General features: G+C 68.5%; 16 protein-coding genes and 3 pseudogenes. 6 read left to right on the plus strand and 13 right to left on the minus strand.

The annotated features are described in order from the left end of the window. Window positions 1-6: 6 nt before the first annotated feature. From VF329_03730 to VF329_03740, 3 genes are read right to left on the minus strand one after another with little or no spacing between them, the layout of a single operon-like run. On the minus strand, window positions 7-1,068 hold the full coding sequence (locus tag VF329_03730) for a type IV pilus twitching motility protein PilT (GenBank protein ID HEX7080104.1): 1,062 nt from the start codon (window positions 1,066-1,068) through the stop codon (window positions 7-9). 16 nt (window positions 1,069-1,084) lie between these two features. After that, window positions 1,085-2,173: a PilT/PilU family type 4a pilus ATPase gene (locus VF329_03735; protein HEX7080105.1), complete on the minus strand. Its 1,089-nt coding sequence runs from the start codon at window positions 2,171-2,173 to the stop codon at window positions 1,085-1,087. A gap of 4 nt (window positions 2,174-2,177) precedes the next feature. Beyond that, on the minus strand, window positions 2,178-4,622 hold the full coding sequence (locus VF329_03740; GenBank protein HEX7080106.1) for a HEAT repeat domain-containing protein: 2,445 nt from the start codon (window positions 4,620-4,622) through the stop codon (window positions 2,178-2,180). A gap of 251 nt (window positions 4,623-4,873) precedes the next feature. Here VF329_03740 and apbC point away from each other — a divergent pair, with 251 nt between their 5' ends. Beyond that, window positions 4,874-5,962, plus strand: a complete 1,089-nt coding sequence (gene apbC / locus VF329_03745) for an iron-sulfur cluster carrier protein ApbC (protein HEX7080107.1) — start codon at window positions 4,874-4,876, stop codon at window positions 5,960-5,962. A 212-nt stretch (window positions 5,963-6,174) separates the two neighbouring features. Here the strand turns inward: apbC and dcd (VF329_03750) are convergent. The 6 genes and pseudogenes from dcd (VF329_03750) to purM all read right to left on the minus strand — a co-directional run bounded on the left by dcd (VF329_03750) (window position 6,175) and on the right by purM (window position 10,453). After that, window positions 6,175-6,408 (minus strand): annotated as a pseudogene (gene dcd, locus VF329_03750) (dCTP deaminase). Window positions 6,409-6,436: 28 nt separating this feature from the next. Further along, window positions 6,437-7,509: pseudogene (locus VF329_03755) on the minus strand (LAGLIDADG family homing endonuclease). A 132-nt stretch (window positions 7,510-7,641) separates the two neighbouring features. Next, window positions 7,642-7,974: pseudogene (gene dcd, locus VF329_03760) on the minus strand (dCTP deaminase). A 36-nt stretch (window positions 7,975-8,010) separates the two neighbouring features. Then, complete coding sequence (locus VF329_03765; protein ID HEX7080108.1) at window positions 8,011-8,769, minus strand: DUF3108 domain-containing protein; 759 nt, start codon at window positions 8,767-8,769, stop codon at window positions 8,011-8,013. Then, window positions 8,766-9,425, minus strand: coding sequence for a phosphoribosylglycinamide formyltransferase (purN, locus tag VF329_03770; protein ID HEX7080109.1), 660 nt, complete (start codon window positions 9,423-9,425; stop codon window positions 8,766-8,768). Before purN ends, VF329_03765 begins: the two co-directional genes overlap by 4 nt. Continuing rightward, window positions 9,422-10,453, minus strand: a complete 1,032-nt coding sequence (gene purM, locus VF329_03775) for a phosphoribosylformylglycinamidine cyclo-ligase (protein ID HEX7080110.1) — start codon at window positions 10,451-10,453, stop codon at window positions 9,422-9,424. The genes purN and purM overlap by 4 nt, the downstream gene beginning before the upstream one ends. 68 nt (window positions 10,454-10,521) lie before the next feature. Between purM and VF329_03780 the strand changes: the two genes are divergently transcribed. Genes VF329_03780 through hda form a run of 3 tightly spaced genes read left to right on the plus strand, consistent with a single transcriptional unit; the run spans window position 10,522 to window position 12,948 of the window. After that, window positions 10,522-11,628 (plus strand): DUF2066 domain-containing protein, encoded by a 1,107-nt coding sequence (locus VF329_03780; GenBank protein ID HEX7080111.1) that lies wholly within the window; start codon window positions 10,522-10,524, stop codon window positions 11,626-11,628. After that, window positions 11,625-12,182 (plus strand): CDP-alcohol phosphatidyltransferase family protein, encoded by a 558-nt coding sequence (locus VF329_03785; GenBank protein HEX7080112.1) that lies wholly within the window; start codon window positions 11,625-11,627, stop codon window positions 12,180-12,182. Before VF329_03780 ends, VF329_03785 begins: the two co-directional genes overlap by 4 nt. A 49-nt stretch (window positions 12,183-12,231) precedes the next feature. Further along, window positions 12,232-12,948 carry a DnaA regulatory inactivator Hda gene (gene hda, locus VF329_03790; GenBank protein ID HEX7080113.1) on the plus strand — a complete coding sequence of 239 codons (717 nt, stop codon included), beginning with the start codon at window positions 12,232-12,234 and terminating at the stop codon, window positions 12,946-12,948. Between the two features lie 78 nt (window positions 12,949-13,026). Here the strand turns inward: hda and wrbA are convergent, their stop codons facing one another. Together wrbA and arsC are read right to left on the minus strand one after the other, a co-directional pair. Beyond that, on the minus strand, window positions 13,027-13,620 hold the full coding sequence (gene wrbA / locus VF329_03795; protein ID HEX7080114.1) for an NAD(P)H:quinone oxidoreductase: 594 nt from the start codon (window positions 13,618-13,620) through the stop codon (window positions 13,027-13,029). Further along, window positions 13,617-13,964: an arsenate reductase (glutaredoxin) gene (gene arsC / locus VF329_03800; GenBank protein HEX7080115.1), complete on the minus strand. Its 348-nt coding sequence runs from the start codon at window positions 13,962-13,964 to the stop codon at window positions 13,617-13,619. Before arsC ends, wrbA begins: the two co-directional genes overlap by 4 nt. Window positions 13,965-14,251: 287 nt before the next feature. Between arsC and VF329_03805 the strand changes: the two genes are divergently transcribed. Together VF329_03805 and VF329_03810 are read left to right on the plus strand one after the other, a co-directional pair. Continuing rightward, window positions 14,252-14,479, plus strand: a complete 228-nt coding sequence (locus VF329_03805; GenBank protein ID HEX7080116.1) for a DUF4398 domain-containing protein — start codon at window positions 14,252-14,254, stop codon at window positions 14,477-14,479. Between the two features lie 4 nt (window positions 14,480-14,483). Beyond that, window positions 14,484-14,759 (plus strand): acylphosphatase, encoded by a 276-nt coding sequence (locus VF329_03810; GenBank protein HEX7080117.1) that lies wholly within the window; start codon window positions 14,484-14,486, stop codon window positions 14,757-14,759. Between the two features lie 18 nt (window positions 14,760-14,777). Here VF329_03810 and VF329_03815 read toward each other — a convergent pair whose 3' ends face one another. Both VF329_03815 and VF329_03820 read right to left on the minus strand, forming a co-directional pair. Then, window positions 14,778-15,416, minus strand: a complete 639-nt coding sequence (locus tag VF329_03815; GenBank protein ID HEX7080118.1) for a lytic transglycosylase domain-containing protein — start codon at window positions 15,414-15,416, stop codon at window positions 14,778-14,780. Next, the gene (locus tag VF329_03820) at window positions 15,413-17,122 is read right to left on the minus strand and encodes a proline--tRNA ligase (protein HEX7080119.1); all 1,710 of its coding nucleotides are present in this window, start codon (window positions 17,120-17,122) and stop codon (window positions 15,413-15,415) included. Before VF329_03820 ends, VF329_03815 begins: the two co-directional genes overlap by 4 nt. Window positions 17,123-17,204 lie beyond the last annotated feature (82 nt).

The following is a 17,204-nucleotide window of genomic DNA, read 5'->3' on the forward strand; positions in this document are numbered from 1 at the left end:
CGTGCGTCACGCGATATCCTTGTACTGCTCGAACTTCGTCTTGTCGAAAGCCTGGAGGTACGCCTCCTGCCCGGAGATCATGCCGTCGTCGAGCAGCTTCTTCAGAGAAGAGTCCATCGTGCACATGCCGGTGGACGCGCTCGACTGCATGACGTTCTCGAGCTGCTCGAGCTTGCCCTGACGGATCAAGTTGGCGACGGCGGGCGTGTTGACGAGGATCTCGAGGGCCGCGACTCGTCCGGAGCCGTCCTTTTTCTTCAGCAGCTGCTGCGAGATGACGCCCCGCAGCGACGTCGACAGCATGTTGCGAACGTGATCCTGCTTGTCCGCCGGGAAGATGTTGACGACGCGGTCGATCGTGGCGGCGGCGCCGTTCGTGTGCAGCGTGCCCATCACGAGAATTCCCATCTCGGCGGCCGTCATCGCGATGCTCATCGTCTCGAGATCGCGCAGCTCGCCGACGAGGATCGCATCCGGATCCTCGCGCAGAGCGGAGTGAAGCGCCGCGGAGAACGATGGGCTGTGCACGCCCACTTCCCGCTGGCTGATGAGGCAGAGCTTACGCTGGTGCACGAACTCGATCGGATCCTCGATCGTGATGATGTGCCCCTTCAGGCGGCTGTTGATGGCGTCGATGACGGCGGCGAGCGTCGTGGATTTTCCCGAGCCCGTCTTGCCGGTGACGAGGATCAGGCCGCGGTTCGCGCGGCTCAGCTCGTGGACGGCCTTCGGCATGTTCAGCTGCTCGAGGGTCAGCGCCTTCGCGGGAATGCTGCGGAACACGGCGCCGACGCCGTTCAAATGGCGGAACACGTTCACTCGGAAGCGCGCGACGTCCGGGATCGTGTGCGCGAAGTCCGCGGCGTCGTGCCGATTGAACTGCTCGAGGGCGGTCTTGCTCATCAGCGCCGCGAGCTCCGTGCGCAGCTCCTCCGGGTCGAGCTTCTGGTTCTGGACGGTGATCAAATCGCCGTTCACCCGCATCCGCGGAGGATCGCCGGCGATCACGTGCAGATCCGAGCCGTTCCGGAGGTGCATGCTGCGCAGGAAGTCCTCGATCATCGACATGGCGGCTTTCCCGTTCTCACACCGCGCTCGAGCTCGGTAGCACGGTCGTGTCGGTGACGAAGCGCTCGAACTTCTTGCGGTCGTTCGCGAACCGGTAGGCGTCGTCGGCGTCGATCTGGCGTTTCGCGATCGCGTCGAGGAGGGCTTGGTCCATCAGCTGCATGCCGACGTCCTTGCCCGTCTGGAGCTGCGCGGGAATCTGATGCGTCTGCTCGGTCATGATCAGCTTCGCGATCGCGCGGTTCATGATCAGAATCTCGACGATCGCCCGCCGCCCGCGCCCGTCCGGCGTCTTCACCAGGTTCTGCGTGACTACCGCGTGCAGCGAATGCGCGAGAAAGCTCTTCGTCTGCTCGCGCTGCTCCGTCGGCAGCGCGTCGATGATGCGGTCGACGGATTTCACGGCGCTCGTCGTGTGCAGCGTGCCGAGCACGAGGTGGCCGGTCTCGGCTGCGGTCATCGCCATGCTGATCGTCTCGCCGTCGCGAAGCTCGCCGACGAGGATCACGTCCGGGTCCTCGCGCAGCGCCGCACGTACGCCGTCGGCGAAGCTGTGGATGTGAGTGCCGAGCTCGCGCTGTATGACTTGCGAGCGCTTGCTCGGGTGCACGAACTCGATCGGATCCTCGAGGCTGATGATGTTGAGGCTCCGCGTCGTGTTCAGGTGGTCGATCATCGCGGCAAGCGTCGTCGACTTGCCGGTGCCGGTGGAGCCGGTAACGAGCACCATGCCCTGATGGAGGTCGCAGAAGCGCGTGATCACGGGCGGAAGATTCAGGCTCTCGAGCGTCGGGATCTGCGTCGGGATGCTGCGGAACGTGGCGCCGATGCCGGTGGCCTTGCGGTAGAGATTCACTCGGAAGCGGCCGCCGTCCTCGGTGACGTAGGAGAAGTCGAGATCGTGCCCGGCGCGGAAGCGCTCCTTCTGCGACTCGGTGAGTATCTCGTCGACGTAGCCTTCGAGCTCCGCGTCCCCGAGATCGCGGAACTTGATCGGCATGAGGTCGCCATGAAGGCGGAGCATCGGCGGCACGCCGACCGCAAGGTGCACGTCGGAGCAGCCTTGCGCGAGGCCGAGCTTCAGAAACGCGTCGATACGCGCCATGGGGTCACACGAGCTTCTGGGCGACGGCGGCGAGCGCGCTTCGCAGCTCCTCCATCGTGCCGAACCGCTTCGATTTGTCGACGCTCATCGCGCGCGCGACGATCTCCGCGAGCTCCGGAGGTACGCTCGGATTGGCGTCCGTGAGCGGCGGTGCTTTGCCCTGAACGTGCTGATACATGACGGACATGTGATCTCCGCGGCTGTAGGGCGGGGCGCCGGACAGCATCTCGTACATGATGACGCCGAGGCTGTAGATGTCCGCGCGCTCGTCCACCTTCTTGCCGAGAATCTGCTCGGGCGCCATGTATTTCGGCGAGCCGATGACGTAGCCGGTCTTCGTGAGCTGCGTGTCGCCGCTCTTCGCCGCGGCCGCGACGCCGAAGTCCACGATCTTCAGGAGCCCCGCGTCATTGATCAGGATGTTCGCGGGCTTCAGATCGCGGTGAATGATGCCCTGCTGGTGCGCGTTCTGCATGCCGAGGCAGATGTCCATCGCGTAGCGCACCGCCTTCTTCGGGCTCATCGGCTTCTCGTTGGCGATCTCGGTGCCGAGCGTGTGCGACGGGAAGTACTCCATCGAGATCGCATAGCCGCCGCCGACGTAGAGGAAATCGTAGATGCGGATGACGTTCTTGTGCGTGATGCGGCGCGAGTAGCGCAGCTCGTGCACGAACCGCTTCATCATCTCCTCGTCCGACGCGACGTTCGGGTTCAAGAACTTCAGAATCAGCCGCTCCTCGACGACGGTATCCTCGACGAGGACGACCGTGCCGAAGGCGCCCTTGCCGATCTTCTGGATGAAGCGATAGCGTCCTTCGATCAGGTCGCCCGGCTGGAGCGCGTTCACGTCGATGGCCTGGGCCTCGGCCGTCGGCCCGACGTCCGCGCCCTCGATCAGCAGCGTCCTCGCCGTGGCCGAGGCCGGCGCCGGAGGAGGGGTGGACGGGACAGCCGGCACGGCCGTGGCGCTCAGCGACGGCGTGGGGCTCAACGTGCCCGTGGCGGTGAACTGGCCGGTGCCGGCCGTGCGGGCGTCGAGGCGCTGCAGCGCCTTCGCCGCCGCGCGCGCGATCGTGTCGTCGCCCGCCGCGGCGCTTTGCTGCAGGAACGTGCGGATCGGCTCGGCCTGCTGCTCGCCGGCGAGCTCCGCCACCGCGTCCATCGCCGCGAGCTTCACTTCCTTCTCCGGGCGCTTCAAGTACGGCAGCACCTTGCCGAGCACCTTGTGGTCGCCGAGCTTGCCGAGCGCGCGGAGCGCGACCGGCACGGACCGGTCATTGCGGGCGAGCATCTTCAGAATGGCCGGAACCGCCTTCGAGCTGCCGATCTCGGCGAGCGCGTCCGCCGCCCGCTCGCTGACCCACCAATCCTTGTCCTGGGTCGCGAGGATCAGCTGGTCGACCGCGCGCTTGTCCTTGCACGTGTTCAGGATCTCGATCGCCGCGCGCCGGATGTTCTCGTCCTTGTCCTTGATCAGCTCGAGGACCGCATCGACGACGCGCGGGCCGCCGATCCGCGCGAGCGCGTCAGAGGCGCGCGCACGCACCCACCAGTCCTCGTCCGCGACGGCCTCGAGCAGGTACTTCACGCTGCTCGTCGTGCCGATCTCGTTCAAAACCTCCACGGCCGCGCGCCGGCAGAACTCGTTCTCCGCCTTCAGCGCCGGCAACAGGTACTTCACGGTGTCCGGATCGTTGATCTGCACGATCACGTCCACCGCCTTGTTCATCACGTCGATGTCGGGGTCGAGAAGCAGGCTGCAGACGAGCTCCGTGTCGAGCGCGCTGCCGAGCTTCGGCGCCGCCGCGAGCGCGGCCTGCCTCACGAGCTTGTTCGAATCCTTGAGCTGCTCCTGAACGACGCGATGAACGTCCGGGTGATTGAAGCGCGTGATCACGTTGATCATGTGCATCTTCACGACCGGATCCTTCCCGTCCATGCGGTCGATCAGGTCGGGGACGAGATCCTCCGTCGCGACCTCGTCGATCAGCCGGAACACCGCCGCCTTCTCGTTCGGCTGGAGGTAGTAGATTTGCGCCAGCAGCTGACGGACGTTGAGCCGGTCCTTGTGGGCCGTGAGCACCTCGATGATCGCCGGCTTCGAGTAGTCGTCCTCGCCGAGGAGATCCACCAGCCGGTTGATGTTGAAGCGCTTGTTGGTCGACAGCGCCCAAGCGGTGCCGGCCACCGTGCGCGGCTCCGAGTCGGCCAGCCCGCGGGCCACGAGGTGCAGCGTCTTGTCGTTCGTCAGCGAGCTCAGTATCTCGACGTACTCCGCGGTTTGGCGGCGGTCGGCGGAGGCAAGCGCGTCGAGGATCTTCGGGATCGCTCCGGTGCCGAGCTTGCCGAGCTTCTCGAACGCCTTCTTTGCGGCGGGCGAGCTCGGATCGGCGGCATCCTGGATCTGCGAGATCAGCCTGTCCGCTTGAAGTGCAGTGATGAAATTCATTCCGCCCGGGGAGTGCGATCCAGGGGTCGAAGTCCTTGTTTACTTTGAGTGTCCCGCGTCGCTGCCGTGTCTCGCCTCCGCTCGAGACCCGACATAATCGGGAGCAGGACGCGGGCAATTATGCCATAGCGTATTCGCCAAAATGTAACGAGGATCACAGGTTTGGGATGCGTGGACAGGGCCCGCGCGCCGCCCGCCGGCGCGGCTGCATTAGGTTACAATCGGTGCTCCACCTCATGTCCGACCGCACGATGACCGTTACTCTCGAGCAGCGGCTCCGGGCGCGCCTCGAGGAGTTCGTTCTGCCGCAAACGGGCAGGGCCCTCGGGGGCCGCGGAAGCCCCTTCACGATCGACTCGTCCGCCGCGGGTTTTTGCGTTCGCGTGCGTCTCGGCTTCCCCGCCGAGCGTTCGCGCGACGCGATCGCGGACGCGCTCGCCGAGCACTGCCGCGGCGCGGTCGAGGCGCCGGTCACGGTCGAGATCGACTGGAGCGTCGAGACGCACACCGTGCAGCGCGGGCTCGAGCCGATAAAAGGCGTCAAGAACATCGTCGCCGTCGCGTCCGGCAAAGGCGGCGTCGGCAAATCGACGGTCGCAGTGAACGTCGCGCTCGCGCTCGCCGTCGAAGGTGCACGCGTCGGGCTTCTCGACGCGGACATCTACGGACCGAGCCAGCCGCGAATGCTCGGCCTGATGGGCAAGCGGCCCCAAAGCCGCGACGGCAAGACGATCGAGCCGCTCGAGGCGCACGGCGTGAAGGCGATGTCGATCGGGTTTCTCGTGGACGAGCGTCAACCGATGGCTTGGCGCGGGCCGATGGTCACGTCCGCGCTGAACCAGCTGCTCGGCCAGACGAGCTGGGGCGAGCTGGACTACCTCGTCGTCGATATGCCGCCCGGCACGGGCGACATTCAGCTCACGCTCGCGCAGCGCGTGCCCGTGAGCGGCGCCGTGATCGTCACCACGCCGCAGGACATCGCTCTCGCCGATGCCCGCAAGGGCATCGAGATGTTCCGGAAGGTCAACGTGGCCGTGCTCGGGATCGTCGAGAACATGAGCCTGCACGTCTGCTCGAATTGCGGACACCGGGAGCCGATCTTCGGCGAGCACGGCGCGGAACGGTTGAGCGCGGAGTACGGCGTGCCGGTCCTCGGCGCGCTACCGCTCGACCGGCGTATCCGCGAGGAGACCGACAGCGGCACGCCGAGCGCGATCACGGCGCCGGACGGGCCCGTCGGCAGCGCGTTTCGAGCGGTCGCGCTGCGCGCGGCCGGCGAGCTCGCGGTGAGCGGCAAGGACTACAGCCGGCTGTTCCCGAAGATCACGGTCGAGGAGTGATGTGGTGTCTCGCAAGCATCTATTACATGGTGCTTGCCGGGACGCTCGCGCACGCCACCCAAGCGCTCACTGCGTTCGCGCGGGGACCCCGGGCAGGGACGCCCGCGAGCGAGCCTACAGGGACGTATTCACGGCGGTCCCGGCAAGCACCATGCCAAGATGTTTGCGGGACACCTTAACGTCCTCGCGAACGTCCTCGCGGCTTCGAGTGATCAAGCCTTCGGCAGCGTGACGCCGCGCTGGCCCATGTACTTGCCGCCGCGATCCTTGTACGAGACCTCGCAGACCTCGTCGGATTCGAGAAAGAGCATCTGCGCGACACCCTCGTTGGCGTAGATTTTCGCCGGCAACGGCGTCGTGTTCGAGAACTCGAGCGTCACGTGCCCCTCCCACTCGGGCTCCAAGGGCGTGACGTTGACGATGATTCCGCATCTCGCATACGTCGAGTTGTGAACGACGATGTCGTTCGCGACGAAGTTCTCGACCGCAGGCACCGCCAAATCGAAGACTTCTTCTTCTCCCGCGGCTCGAATGTTCTCCACGACGTCCCAAACCGGACCGTCGAGCAAAGCCGAGAGCTCGTCAGTGGCCGTGGCTACCGCGAGCTGCGCGGAGGATGCGCAGGGCACGGACCGGACCGCAACCTCGAGCCATCCGATCGAGCCGAAGCTTCGCGCGCGGCTCGCAGCGGTGCCGCTCAGCAAAGACCAGGCTTCGCGAGGAAGGGTGTCGAGGCGGCTCCGCAAGCGAGCAGGTTGCGCGGACAGCAATGGGAGGAGCTCCGTTTCGAGGCGAACCTGCTCGATCGAGCCCGGCAGGAAACCGATTTCCCGGCCGAAACGCAGGATCTGCTCGCGCTCGGCAATCCTGATCCGGTGCGTCGCCGCGCCGGCCTTCGTGCGCTCTTCGCGGATCGACGAAAAGACGCCGAAACGGAGCAGCAAGTGATGAACGTCCTCGGCCAGCCGTCTGGACTTCGACGGGTACTCCACGGAGCCGCTCTGTGCCCCGGTGTGAATTTCCCCGCCGCCCGAAAACAAGGCTTGCAGAAAAAGCCGCGCCGACTCGCGCGGCGCCGTGAAGACCGCTCGAGGAACGCATCTGTCGTCCGGCGCGGCGTCGATACCCTGATGCTCGAGCCATCGGGCGGCCCGATTCTCCTGCGTCACGCCGCCGCGGCTTCTCGAGTCGACCCATCGGTAGCCGGATCGCCCCCGGCGAACGACTTTCCCGAAACCCGCGGCGTCGACGGCCCGCCGCAGGCACTCGACGAGCGCCGGATCCGCGCAAGCGAATACCGGGGCATCGTCGCGTGCACGGCCCCGGCGCGCGGAGATCGCGAGACCGAGCAGAGTCGCTTCCCAGTCGGCAAGGGGCGTCTTGCCGAATACCGGAATCCGCCGCGCCACGGCGATTCGGTCGCCCGGCCGCAGCTGCTCGAGAGGCGTCCAGCCCGTGAGCTTGCGGAACGGGTGGTTTCCGGTGGCACGGATCCTCAATCCCGCCCGCGTCGCAAGCTCGAAGACGGGCTTCCGTCCGTTCGGCATGACGGCGGCGACGCGCTGCGGCCCGAGCGCCCAGTTGCGAAGGCCGAGAGTTTTTCGTCCCCAGCCGAATTCCCGGATCGGGACGAGCGCACCCGTGTCGGCGTCCACGACCCTCGTGTCTCCCGTGACGCACTTGCCGAGGCAGATCGTGAGCGTGTTGCGCGGGATGCGGAAGTACTCCACCGTGCGCGCCAGGGCGAAGGAGTTGGGCGGGATGATGCACACGTCCCCTTTGAAATCGACGAACGAACGCTCGTCGAACTTCTTGGGATCGACGATCGTGGTGTTGATGTTCGTGAAGATTTTGAACTCGTCGGCGCAGCGCACGTCGTAGCCGTAGCTCGAAACGCCGTAGGAGACGATCTTGCCGTTGCCGTTCGCGCGCACCTGCGTCGGCTCGAACGGCTCGATCATCCCGTGCTCGCGGGCCATGCGGGTGATCCAGCGGTCGGATTTGATGCTCATCTCGCGGGAAAGGTCTCCGTGATCTTTCGGGCCGGATCAAAGGCCTTCCACGGCCTCGAGCACGAGCGACGTCAACGTCTCGCCGTCGCGGCGCTGCTCGATCTTGACCGGCACGTACTGGAGCGCGGGGGCCGCCCAGACGATCGTTTCGCGGGACGAGCCCTCTCGCCGCTGCGATACCTTCACGGCCTCGTACGTGCCGGCCGGAGCGGCCACCGTCTCCGTGCCTTCGATGGCGTAGCGATATGTCTGAAGCCCGTCGTCGTCGACGAGGCCGTAAGGACCGACGTCGCCGCCGTTCGCGAGATCGAGCATGAGCGCGATCTGGAGCGTGCCACGGTCGAGCGCGCCGGGCGCGAGCTCGATCTCGCGCATGCCGTTGGTCGTCGTGACCTCGGCCTTGCGAGCCTCCCAGTCGAACTCGACACGAAAATCGTCTTCGCCCTTGCGGGTGCCGTCTTCGTACGAGAACTCGAGCGGTCGCGGCCCGCCGTCGCGTAGCACGAAATCGCTCTGCTCGACGATCGGCCGCGGCCGCAACAGGCGCGCGATTCCGTGCGCCGTCGTCCTCGAGACGAAACGGTAGCGGCCTTCGGCCTCGTCGTACGTGACGATATGTGCCGACTCGCCGGCTCCGCGCCCCTTGTACTCGACCGCATAGCGCGCCTGGTAGGTCGGCGGCCGCGCGCCGGCCGCGTGCGGCACGGCGGCGAGGAGGGCGAGCGCGGCGAAGAGCACCGAGCAGGCCGCGACGGTCGCGCGCTTCGCGAAAAGGGCGCTTCGTATCGACGTCATCGTTCCTCCTCGACGAGGACGGGGCTCGCGAGCGTCTCGCCGTCCAGCACCGCGCGGCCGTCCTCGAGCGCCAGGCGGCCGCCGGCCAGCCAGCCGGTCGCACGCGGCAAGATCAGGTGCTCGCCGCGCTGCACCCGGCGGGCGAGCGTCTCGGGCGTATCGCCGGGGCGCACGCGGATTCGATACTGGATGACGAAGGGCCCGGCGTCGAGCTCCTCCGTCACGAAGTGGACCGTGGCGCCGTGCTCGGCGTCGCCGGCCTCGAGCACGCGGCGATGCGTGTCGAGGCCGCGGTGCCGCGGCAGCAACGACGGGTGGATGTTCAGCATTCGGCCCTCGAATCGGCGCACGAACGCCGCGCCGAGCACGCGCATGAATCCGGCCAGCACGATCGCGGCCGGCGCATGCGCCTCGATCGCGTCGCCGAGCGCGCGCTCGTACGCGCCCCGGTCGGCGTGCTCCCGGCGGCCGATGTAGCGCGCCTCGATGCCCGCGTCCCGGGCCCGCGCGAGACCGCGGGCGTCGGCGCGATCGCTGATCACCGCGCGCACCTCCGCGCTCAGCCTCCCGTCTCTGGCCGCATCGATCAGCGCCTGGAGATTCGTGCCTTCACCGGAAATCAGCACGACGACGCCGGGCAGAGGCTGCGCGCTCAAAGAACGTGCACCCGGGCGGCCGAATCGGGGATCACCTCGCCGATCAGCGCCGCGCGCTCCCCGGCCTGCTCGAGCCGCTCGATCGCGCGCTCGGCGTCGCCCGCGGCGACGATCACGACCATGCCGATCCCGCAGTTGAACGTGCGGTGGAGCTCGTGCACCGCGACGCCGCGGCTCTCGAGCCAGTCGAAGACGGCCGGGCGCGTCCACGCGGCCGAGTCGAGGCGCACGCCGAGGCCCCCGGGCAGCACGCGGGGAATGTTCTCGATGAGGCCGCCGCCCGTGATGTGCGCGAGGCCTTTCACGGGCACCTCGGCGAGCAGCCGGAGCAAAGGCTTCACGTAGATTCGGGTCGGCGCGAGCAGCTGGCCGAGCAACGGCGCGCCGCCCCACGTCGATGCCCGAAGGTCCTGCGGGTAGCGCTCCAGCACGCGGCGGATCAGCGAGAAGCCGTTCGAGTGCGCACCGGACGACGCGAGGCCGATCACGCGGTCGCCCGCGGCAATGGTGCGCCCGTCGACGAGGCGCGCGCGCTCGACGATCCCGACGCAAAAGCCCGCGAGATCGTACTCGCCGGGCCTGTGCATGCCGGGATGCTCGGCCGTCTCGCCGCCGAGAAGCGCGGCGCCCGCGATCTCGCAGCCGCGCGCGATTCCGGCGATCACGCGCTCGGCGACGTCGACGTCGAGCCGGGGCGTGACGAAGTAGTCGAGGAAGAACAGCGGCTCCGCGCCCTGCACGACGACGTCGTTCGCGCACATCGCGACGAGATCGATGCCGACCTCGTCGTGCGCGTCGTGCTCGATCGCGAGCGCGAGCTTCGTGCCTACGCCGTCGGTGCCGGCGACGAGCACGGGATCGTCGTAACCTTGCGGAACGCGGAACAGCCCGCCGAACCCTCCGAGACCGCCGATGACCTCCGGGCGAAGCGTGCGTCTCACCGGCGCCTTGATGCGCTCGACGAGCTCGTCGCCGGCATCGATGTCGACGCCGGACGCCTTGTAGGTAAAGGGGGTATCGGGGGGCATGGCCGACTTGGCGTGGTCGTGGGCCGGTATAATAAGCGACCTGCCCCGGGGGGCGACAGGGTTTGCGCATGTCACGACTACTCTCGGAAAGGCGCCGTCCGCGCACCGATTCCCCGCGCCTGTTCGGCTCGGCCGCCGCCGTGCTCACCCTCGCGATCGCGGCGCTCGCCGCCGGTCCGGCCGGGGCGGTCGTCTATCCGAACCTCTACAGCGTCTCCGTCGAGCCCGACCCGGCCGTGAGCGCGTCGCAGGCCGAGGCCGAGGCGGCCGCGATGCGGCGCCTGCTGGTCCGCATCACCGGCAACCGCAATGCGCCCGCGGATCCGGCCCTGCAAGGCATGATCGAAGGCGCATCGAGCTTCGTGCAGTCGTACGCCTATCTCGGAGAGCAGGGCGCGCAAGTCGTCTTCTACCCGAATCTCGTGGATGGCGAGCTCGCTTCGCTGAATCAGCCCGTCTGGGGTCCGGAGCGGCCGCTGACGCTGATCTGGGTCGCGATCGACGCCGGCCTCGGTGAGCGGATGCTGCTATCGGCGAACGCCACCGAGGCGGAGCAGAGCCCCGAGACCGCGGAGCTCGCGGAGCGGATTCGCACGACGCTGCAAACGGCCGCCGAGGAGCGCGGCCTGCCGATCGCACTGCCGCTGCTCGATCTCGAGGATCTCAACCGCATCAGCGTCGCCGAGGTCTGGGGCGTCTTCGACGACGAGATTCTCGCCGCCTCCGCGCGCTACGGCGCCGATGCCGTTCTGGTCGGCCGCGTGCGCGTCACGGCTTTCGGCGAGAGCGTTCAGTGGGTGCTGCTCCGCGGCGACGAGCGGCGGTCGTTCGCCGGCGCCGGCGACGTCGCGGAAGGCCTGCACTGGCTCGCCGACACGTTCGCGCGCGATTTCAGCGTGCTCGGCGGCGCCCGTCCCGTGCGCATCGTCGTCCACGACGTCGCGAGCTTCGCCGATTACGGGCGCGTGATGAGCTATCTCGAGGGATTGAGCGCGCTCCAGACGATCGACGTCGAGAGCCTCGACGGCGATCTCCTGAGCTTGCGCGCGTCGGCCCGCGGCGACGTCGGCGTGCTCGAGCGGATGTTGACCCTCGGGCGGGTCCTCTCGTTGGACGAGGCGGCTGCCGGCCGCGGGGCGGCCGCGAACACGCTGGTGCTCCGGGTCGCCCGATGACATGGAGGTGGCTGCCGAACGCCATCTGCATAGTGCGCGTGCTGCTCGTCGCGCCGCTCGTCGCCGCGCTGCTCGCGGAGCGGTACGAGACGGCGCTCGCGCTGCTCGTGATCGCGGGCGGCTCGGACGCCGTCGACGGATTTCTCGCGAAAACCTTCGGTTGGCGCACGCGCCTCGGCGGGCTCCTCGATCCCGCCGCCGACAAGCTCTTGATCGTGAGCGTGTTCGTGACGCTGACCTACATCGGCGCCGTGCCGCTTGCGCTTGCGGCGATCGTCGTGCTCCGCGACGTGGTGATCGTGCTCGGTGCCGTCGCGTATCACGTGCTGATCGAGCCGCTCCGGGGCGAGCCGGCAGTGGTCAGCAAGCTCAACACCGCTTGTCAGCTCGCGTTCGTGCTGTTCGCGCTGACGCAGTCGGCCTACGGCTGGCCGGGCGGGCCGATCCTGCTGCTCCTCGGCGCGGCGGTCGTCTTCATGAGCATCACGAGCGGTCTCCACTACGTGCTGCGCTGGGGCCAGCGCGCATGGCACGCGGCTCACGCGCAGGGTTGATGCCGGGCTCGCGACCGGAGCCGGGCCGCGCGGTCCGGGGCGCGGGCGCGTGACGCGGGCGTCGGCCGAGCAGCTCCCGCTGCCGCTCCGCCTCGATGATCACGCGGCCTTCGACACGCTCGTCGACGGCGGGAATCGAACGGCCTTCGCGCACGTACGTGCGCTGGCCGAAGCCGAGCGCGGCGAGGTGCTGTGGGTCTGGGGTCCTCGGGGCGCCGGCAAGAGCCATCTCGTGCAGGCCGCGTGCCGTGCGGCCGACCAGGCGGGAAAGCGCGCGATGTACCTGCCGCTCGTCGGCCCGGAGGAGATCGGGCCCGACGTGCTCGCGGGCCTCGATACGCTCGATTTCCTGGCCCTCGACGGCGTCGAGCGGGCGGCGGGCCGGCGCGAGTGGGAGGCGCCGCTTTTCGCCGTGCTGGACGCCTTTCAATCGCGGGAGCGCGCATTGCTGATGGCCGCGGCGACTGCGCCGGCCGCCGCCGGTTTCGAGCTCCGCGACCTCGCGTCCCGCGCCGCGGGCGCGGTCGTGTACCGCCTGCAGCCTCTCGACGAGCGCGACCAGCTCGAAGCGCTGGCTCGACACGCGCGCCGCCGGGGTTTCGAGCTCGACGAGGCCGCCGCCCGATTCCTGCAGGCGCGCGTGCCGCGGGACATGGAAGCCCTGTGCGCGTGGCTCCGCCGGCTCGACGCCGCGTCGCTCGCGGCGCAGCGGCGCATCACGATTCCGTTCATCCGTGCGTCGCTCCGCGCCGCGGAGCGCGGCTGAGCGTCGACAGCACCGCGAGCTCGATCAGCGCGCGCGGCCGGCAGCGCCGCCGCCGCGGGCACGGAAGGCGCGGCGTGCTCAAGCGCGGAGCTTCGCAGCGAGGCGGGCCACGCGCTCGCCGAGCACCTGCGCGAGCTCCATCTCGTGCTCCGACAGCGCGGTGTTCCACGAGGTCGCAACGTGCGACGCGCCGTAAGGCGTGCCGCCCGTGCGCGTCTCGAACAGCGCCGGCCGTGTATACGGGATGCCGATCCACAGCATTCCGTGATGGATCAGCGGCAAGGCCATCGAGAGCAGCGTCGTCTCCTGGCCGCCGTGCATCGACGACGTCGACGTGAAGACGCCGGCGGGCTTGTCGACGAGCGCGCCCGCGAGCCAGAGCTCGCTGCTCGAGTCCAGGAAGTGCTTGAGCGGCGCGGCCATGTTGCCGAACCGCGTCGGGCTGCCGAGCAAAAGACCGTGACACTCGGAGAGATCCGAGAGCCGGGCGTACGGCGGGCCTTCCGCCGGGATCGGCGGCGCCACGGCCTCGGTGGTCGGGGAGACGGCCGGGACCGTGCGCACGCGGGCGACGGCGCCGGCCGCCTCGACGCCGCGCGCGGCGTGCCGGGCGAGAGCGGCCGTGCGCCCGCCGCGGGAGTAGTACAGGACGAGGATCGTCGTCGCGGTCACTCGAAGAGTTCCAGCACCCGCTCCGGCGGGCGTCCGACGCGGGCGCGCTCGCCGACCTCGACGATCGGCCGTTCGATCAGGATCGGGTGGGAGAGCATCAGATCGATCAGCTCGGCCTCGCTCGCGCTCGCGTCCTTGCCGCTGTCCTTCCACTCCTTCTCGCCTTTGCGAATCAGCTCGGAAGCGCGCATGCCGAGTTTCTTCAACAGCTTCTCGAGCTCCTTTCGGGTCGGCGGCGTCTTGAGGTATTCGATCACCTCGGTGTCGACGCCGCGTTCCTCGAGCAGCGCGAGCGTGGCCCGCGACTTCGAGCACCGGGGGTTGTGATAGATCCTCGCTTTCATCCGTCGATCTCCTGAGCAGCGGAAACGGAACGTGCGCCGAGCCTCGATGGGGCCTCGCCGGCGCACGCCCGGAGTTTAGGAAGGCCCGCGAGGCGTTTCCAGAGCGGCTCTCGCGGGCCGTGCTATGCTTTCGGCTCCGATCCCTCGCGGAACTCGGTCCGGTATTGGCACGGCACAAGAAAAGCAAGCACCACGTGCTACCACTGCAAACGGCCCTCAGGCTCGTTGCGATCTGTGCGGCCGGTCATTTGCTCGGCGGATGTGCGACCGCGCCGCCCGTTCAAGAGATGAGCGACGCGCGCCAGGCGATCGCGGCCGCGGAGCAGGCATCCGCCGACGAGCTCGCGCCCGAGCCGTTGAACGAGGCGCGCCGCTTCCTCCAGACCGCGGAGGAGCTGCTGCGGGAGGAGGCGTACGGCGCCGCCCGGATGAACGCGGTGCGCGCGAAGAACCGCGCGGTGGAAGCGCTCGAAGCGAGCCAGGAAGCGGCCGAGGACGAAGCCGCCGACGACTGACGCCGTGACGCGCACAGCGGTTCGCTATCTCGTATCCGGCAGGGTCCAGGGCGTCTTCTACCGCGCATCGGCCGCGTCGGAGGCGCGCCGCCTCGGCCTCGCGGGCTGGGCGCGCAATCTTCCCGACGGGCGGGTGGAAGTCGTCGCGGCCGGCGACCGGCGCGCGGTCGAAGCGCTTTGCGCCTGGTTATGGAAAGGGCCGCCGGCCGCGCGCGTCGATGGTGTTACGGCGGAGGAGTGGACCGGCGGCGATGTCGGGCCGGGCTTCGACGTCCGTTAGCCGCGGCTCTGCCGCACGTCAGAACCGATACCACTTCGTGCGCAGCCGGTCGAGCACGCGATCCGCGTACCAGCGCCGGCCGACGCTGCCGTTGTAGCGCGCCAGTCCCTGCACCATGTCGCCGTGCTCCATCTCGAGGTAGTAGTCGAGTATTCGGCACCCGACGAAAATGTTGAACTCGATGTCGAACAGCAGGTTCTTGTCGTCGTAGCCGAGCTCGTCCACCCAGAACGGCATCACTTGCATCAGACCGAGCGCGCTCGCCGAGGAGATCGCATAGCGGTCGAAATCGCTTTCGACGTCGATTACGGCGAGCACGAGCTCCGGTGCGAGACCCACCTGCGTTGCGTTCCGATGCACGGCCTCGAGAATGCGCACGCGCTCTTCCGGATTCGGCACCTGCACGGCCAGGCGCGCGGACATGGCCGTGAGCCACACCTCCGCGTCGAAGCGGTCCGTGAAGCTTTCCGCGTTCGCGATCGCCGCCTTCAAGATCTCCTTGAGACGCGGATCGGCACCGGAGCGCGCATCGAGGGGAATCGGCCCGCCGGAGACGGGCGCCGGGGCCGACATCGGCTGGGCTTGCGCGGATGCGACGGCGGCGAGCACGACGAGCGCGAAAAGCCGCCTCCGATTCGTGCCGAAGGCGGCGCTCATCCCCGCCGCCGTGACGTCAGAAACTCGGCGATCGTGTCGATCGGCACCATCTCGACGTCCGGCGATCGGCGGGCCTTGTACTCGCAGCGGCCCTCGTCGAGGGCGCGGTCGGCGACGACGACGCGATGCGGGATACCGATCAGATCGGCGTCCGCGAATTTGAATCCCGGCCTTTGCGGGCGGTCGTCGAGGAGCACGTCGAGGCCGGCGTCGCGGAGCGCGGCGTAGATCTTCTCCGCCGCGGCGCGCACGCGGTCCGATTTCTCCATGTTGATCGGAATCAGCATGACGTCGAACGGAGCGATCGGCTCGGGCCAGATGATGCCGCGCTCATCATGGTTCTGCTCGATCGCCGCGGCTACGACGCGGGTCACACCGATTCCGTAGCAGCCCATTTGCATCGGGCGGGGCCGGCCCTCGGCGTCGAGCACCGTGGCCTGCATCGCTTCGCTGTACTTCGTGCCGAGCTGGAAGATCTGCCCGACTTCGATGCCGCGAGCGATCGACAGCGCCCCGCCGCCGCCCGGGCTCGGGTCGCCGGCGACGGCGTTGCGGAGGTCCGCGACCGGCGGCAGCGGCGCATCCCGCTCCCAGTTCGCGCCGCGATAGTGATAGTCCTTGCGGTTCGCGCCGCATACGAAGTCGGCGAGCGGCGCGGCGTACTGGTCGACGTAGCCGGGCAGCTCGAGCCCGACCGGACCGGCGAAGCCCGGCACCGCGCCCGTCGCCGCCTCGACCTCGGCCGCGCGGAGCATCGTGAGCGGCGATGCGACGCCGGGCAGCTTCTGCGCCTTCACGGCGTTCAGCTCGTGGTCGCCGCGGAGGTACAGCGCGACCGCGGGCGTGTCCGTGCCTTTCACGAGCAGCGTTTTCAGGCAGCGCTCCGGCGGAACGCCGAGAAAGCGGGCGAGCGCGTCGATGCTGCCGACGTCGGGCGTCTCGACGAGCTCGAGCGTCGCCGTCGGGGCGGGACGCGCGGCGGACGGAGGCGGGAGATCGACGACCTCGACGTTGCCGGCGAAGCCGTCGGCGTCGCAGTAGGCGATGACGTCCTCGCCGGACGCGGCGAGCACCTGAAACTCCTCCGACCGGCTGCCGCCGATTGCGCCGGTGTCGGCCTGCACGATGCGGTACTCGAGCTGCAAGCGATCGAAGATGCGCTGATAGGCCGCGCGCATCACGCGGTAGCCTTCGAGCAGCGATTCCTCGTCCAGGTGGAACGAGTACGCGTCCTTCATCAGGAACTCGCGCGCGCGCATCACGCCGAACCGCGGTCGAATCTCGTCGCGGAACTTCGTGCCGATCTGATAGTAGTTGACCGGCAGCTGCCGGTAGCTCGTCAGCGTGTTGCGCGCGATGTCGGTGATGACCTCCTCGTGCGTCGGGCCGAGGCAGAAGTCGCGCGCATGGCGATCCTTGAAGCGAAGGAGCTCCGGGCCGTAAAGCTCCCAGCGGCCGGATTCCTGCCAGAGCTCAGCGGGCTGGACGACCGGCAGCGCGAGCTCGAGCGCGCCCGCCCGATCCATTTCCTCGCGAACGATCCTCGTCACGCGCTGCAGCACGCGCATGCCGAGCGGCATCCAGGTGTAGAGCCCCGACGCGAGGCGGCGGATCAGGCCGGCGCGCAGCATCAGCCGATGGCTGACGACCTCGGCGTCCGCGGGGACTTCTTTCAGGGTGTTGATCGGCAGCTGGCTAAGGTACATTGTTCGGCGGCCGGCTCGACGACGGATGGTGGATGACGAACGCCGGATTGTAGCGGCCGGGCCGTTCCTCGAGCCAGTTTCG

It is taken from the genome of Gammaproteobacteria bacterium (genome assembly GCA_036381015.1).
In the GTDB taxonomy this organism is placed as follows: domain Bacteria; phylum Pseudomonadota; class Gammaproteobacteria; order Steroidobacterales; family Rariloculaceae; genus ZC4RG20.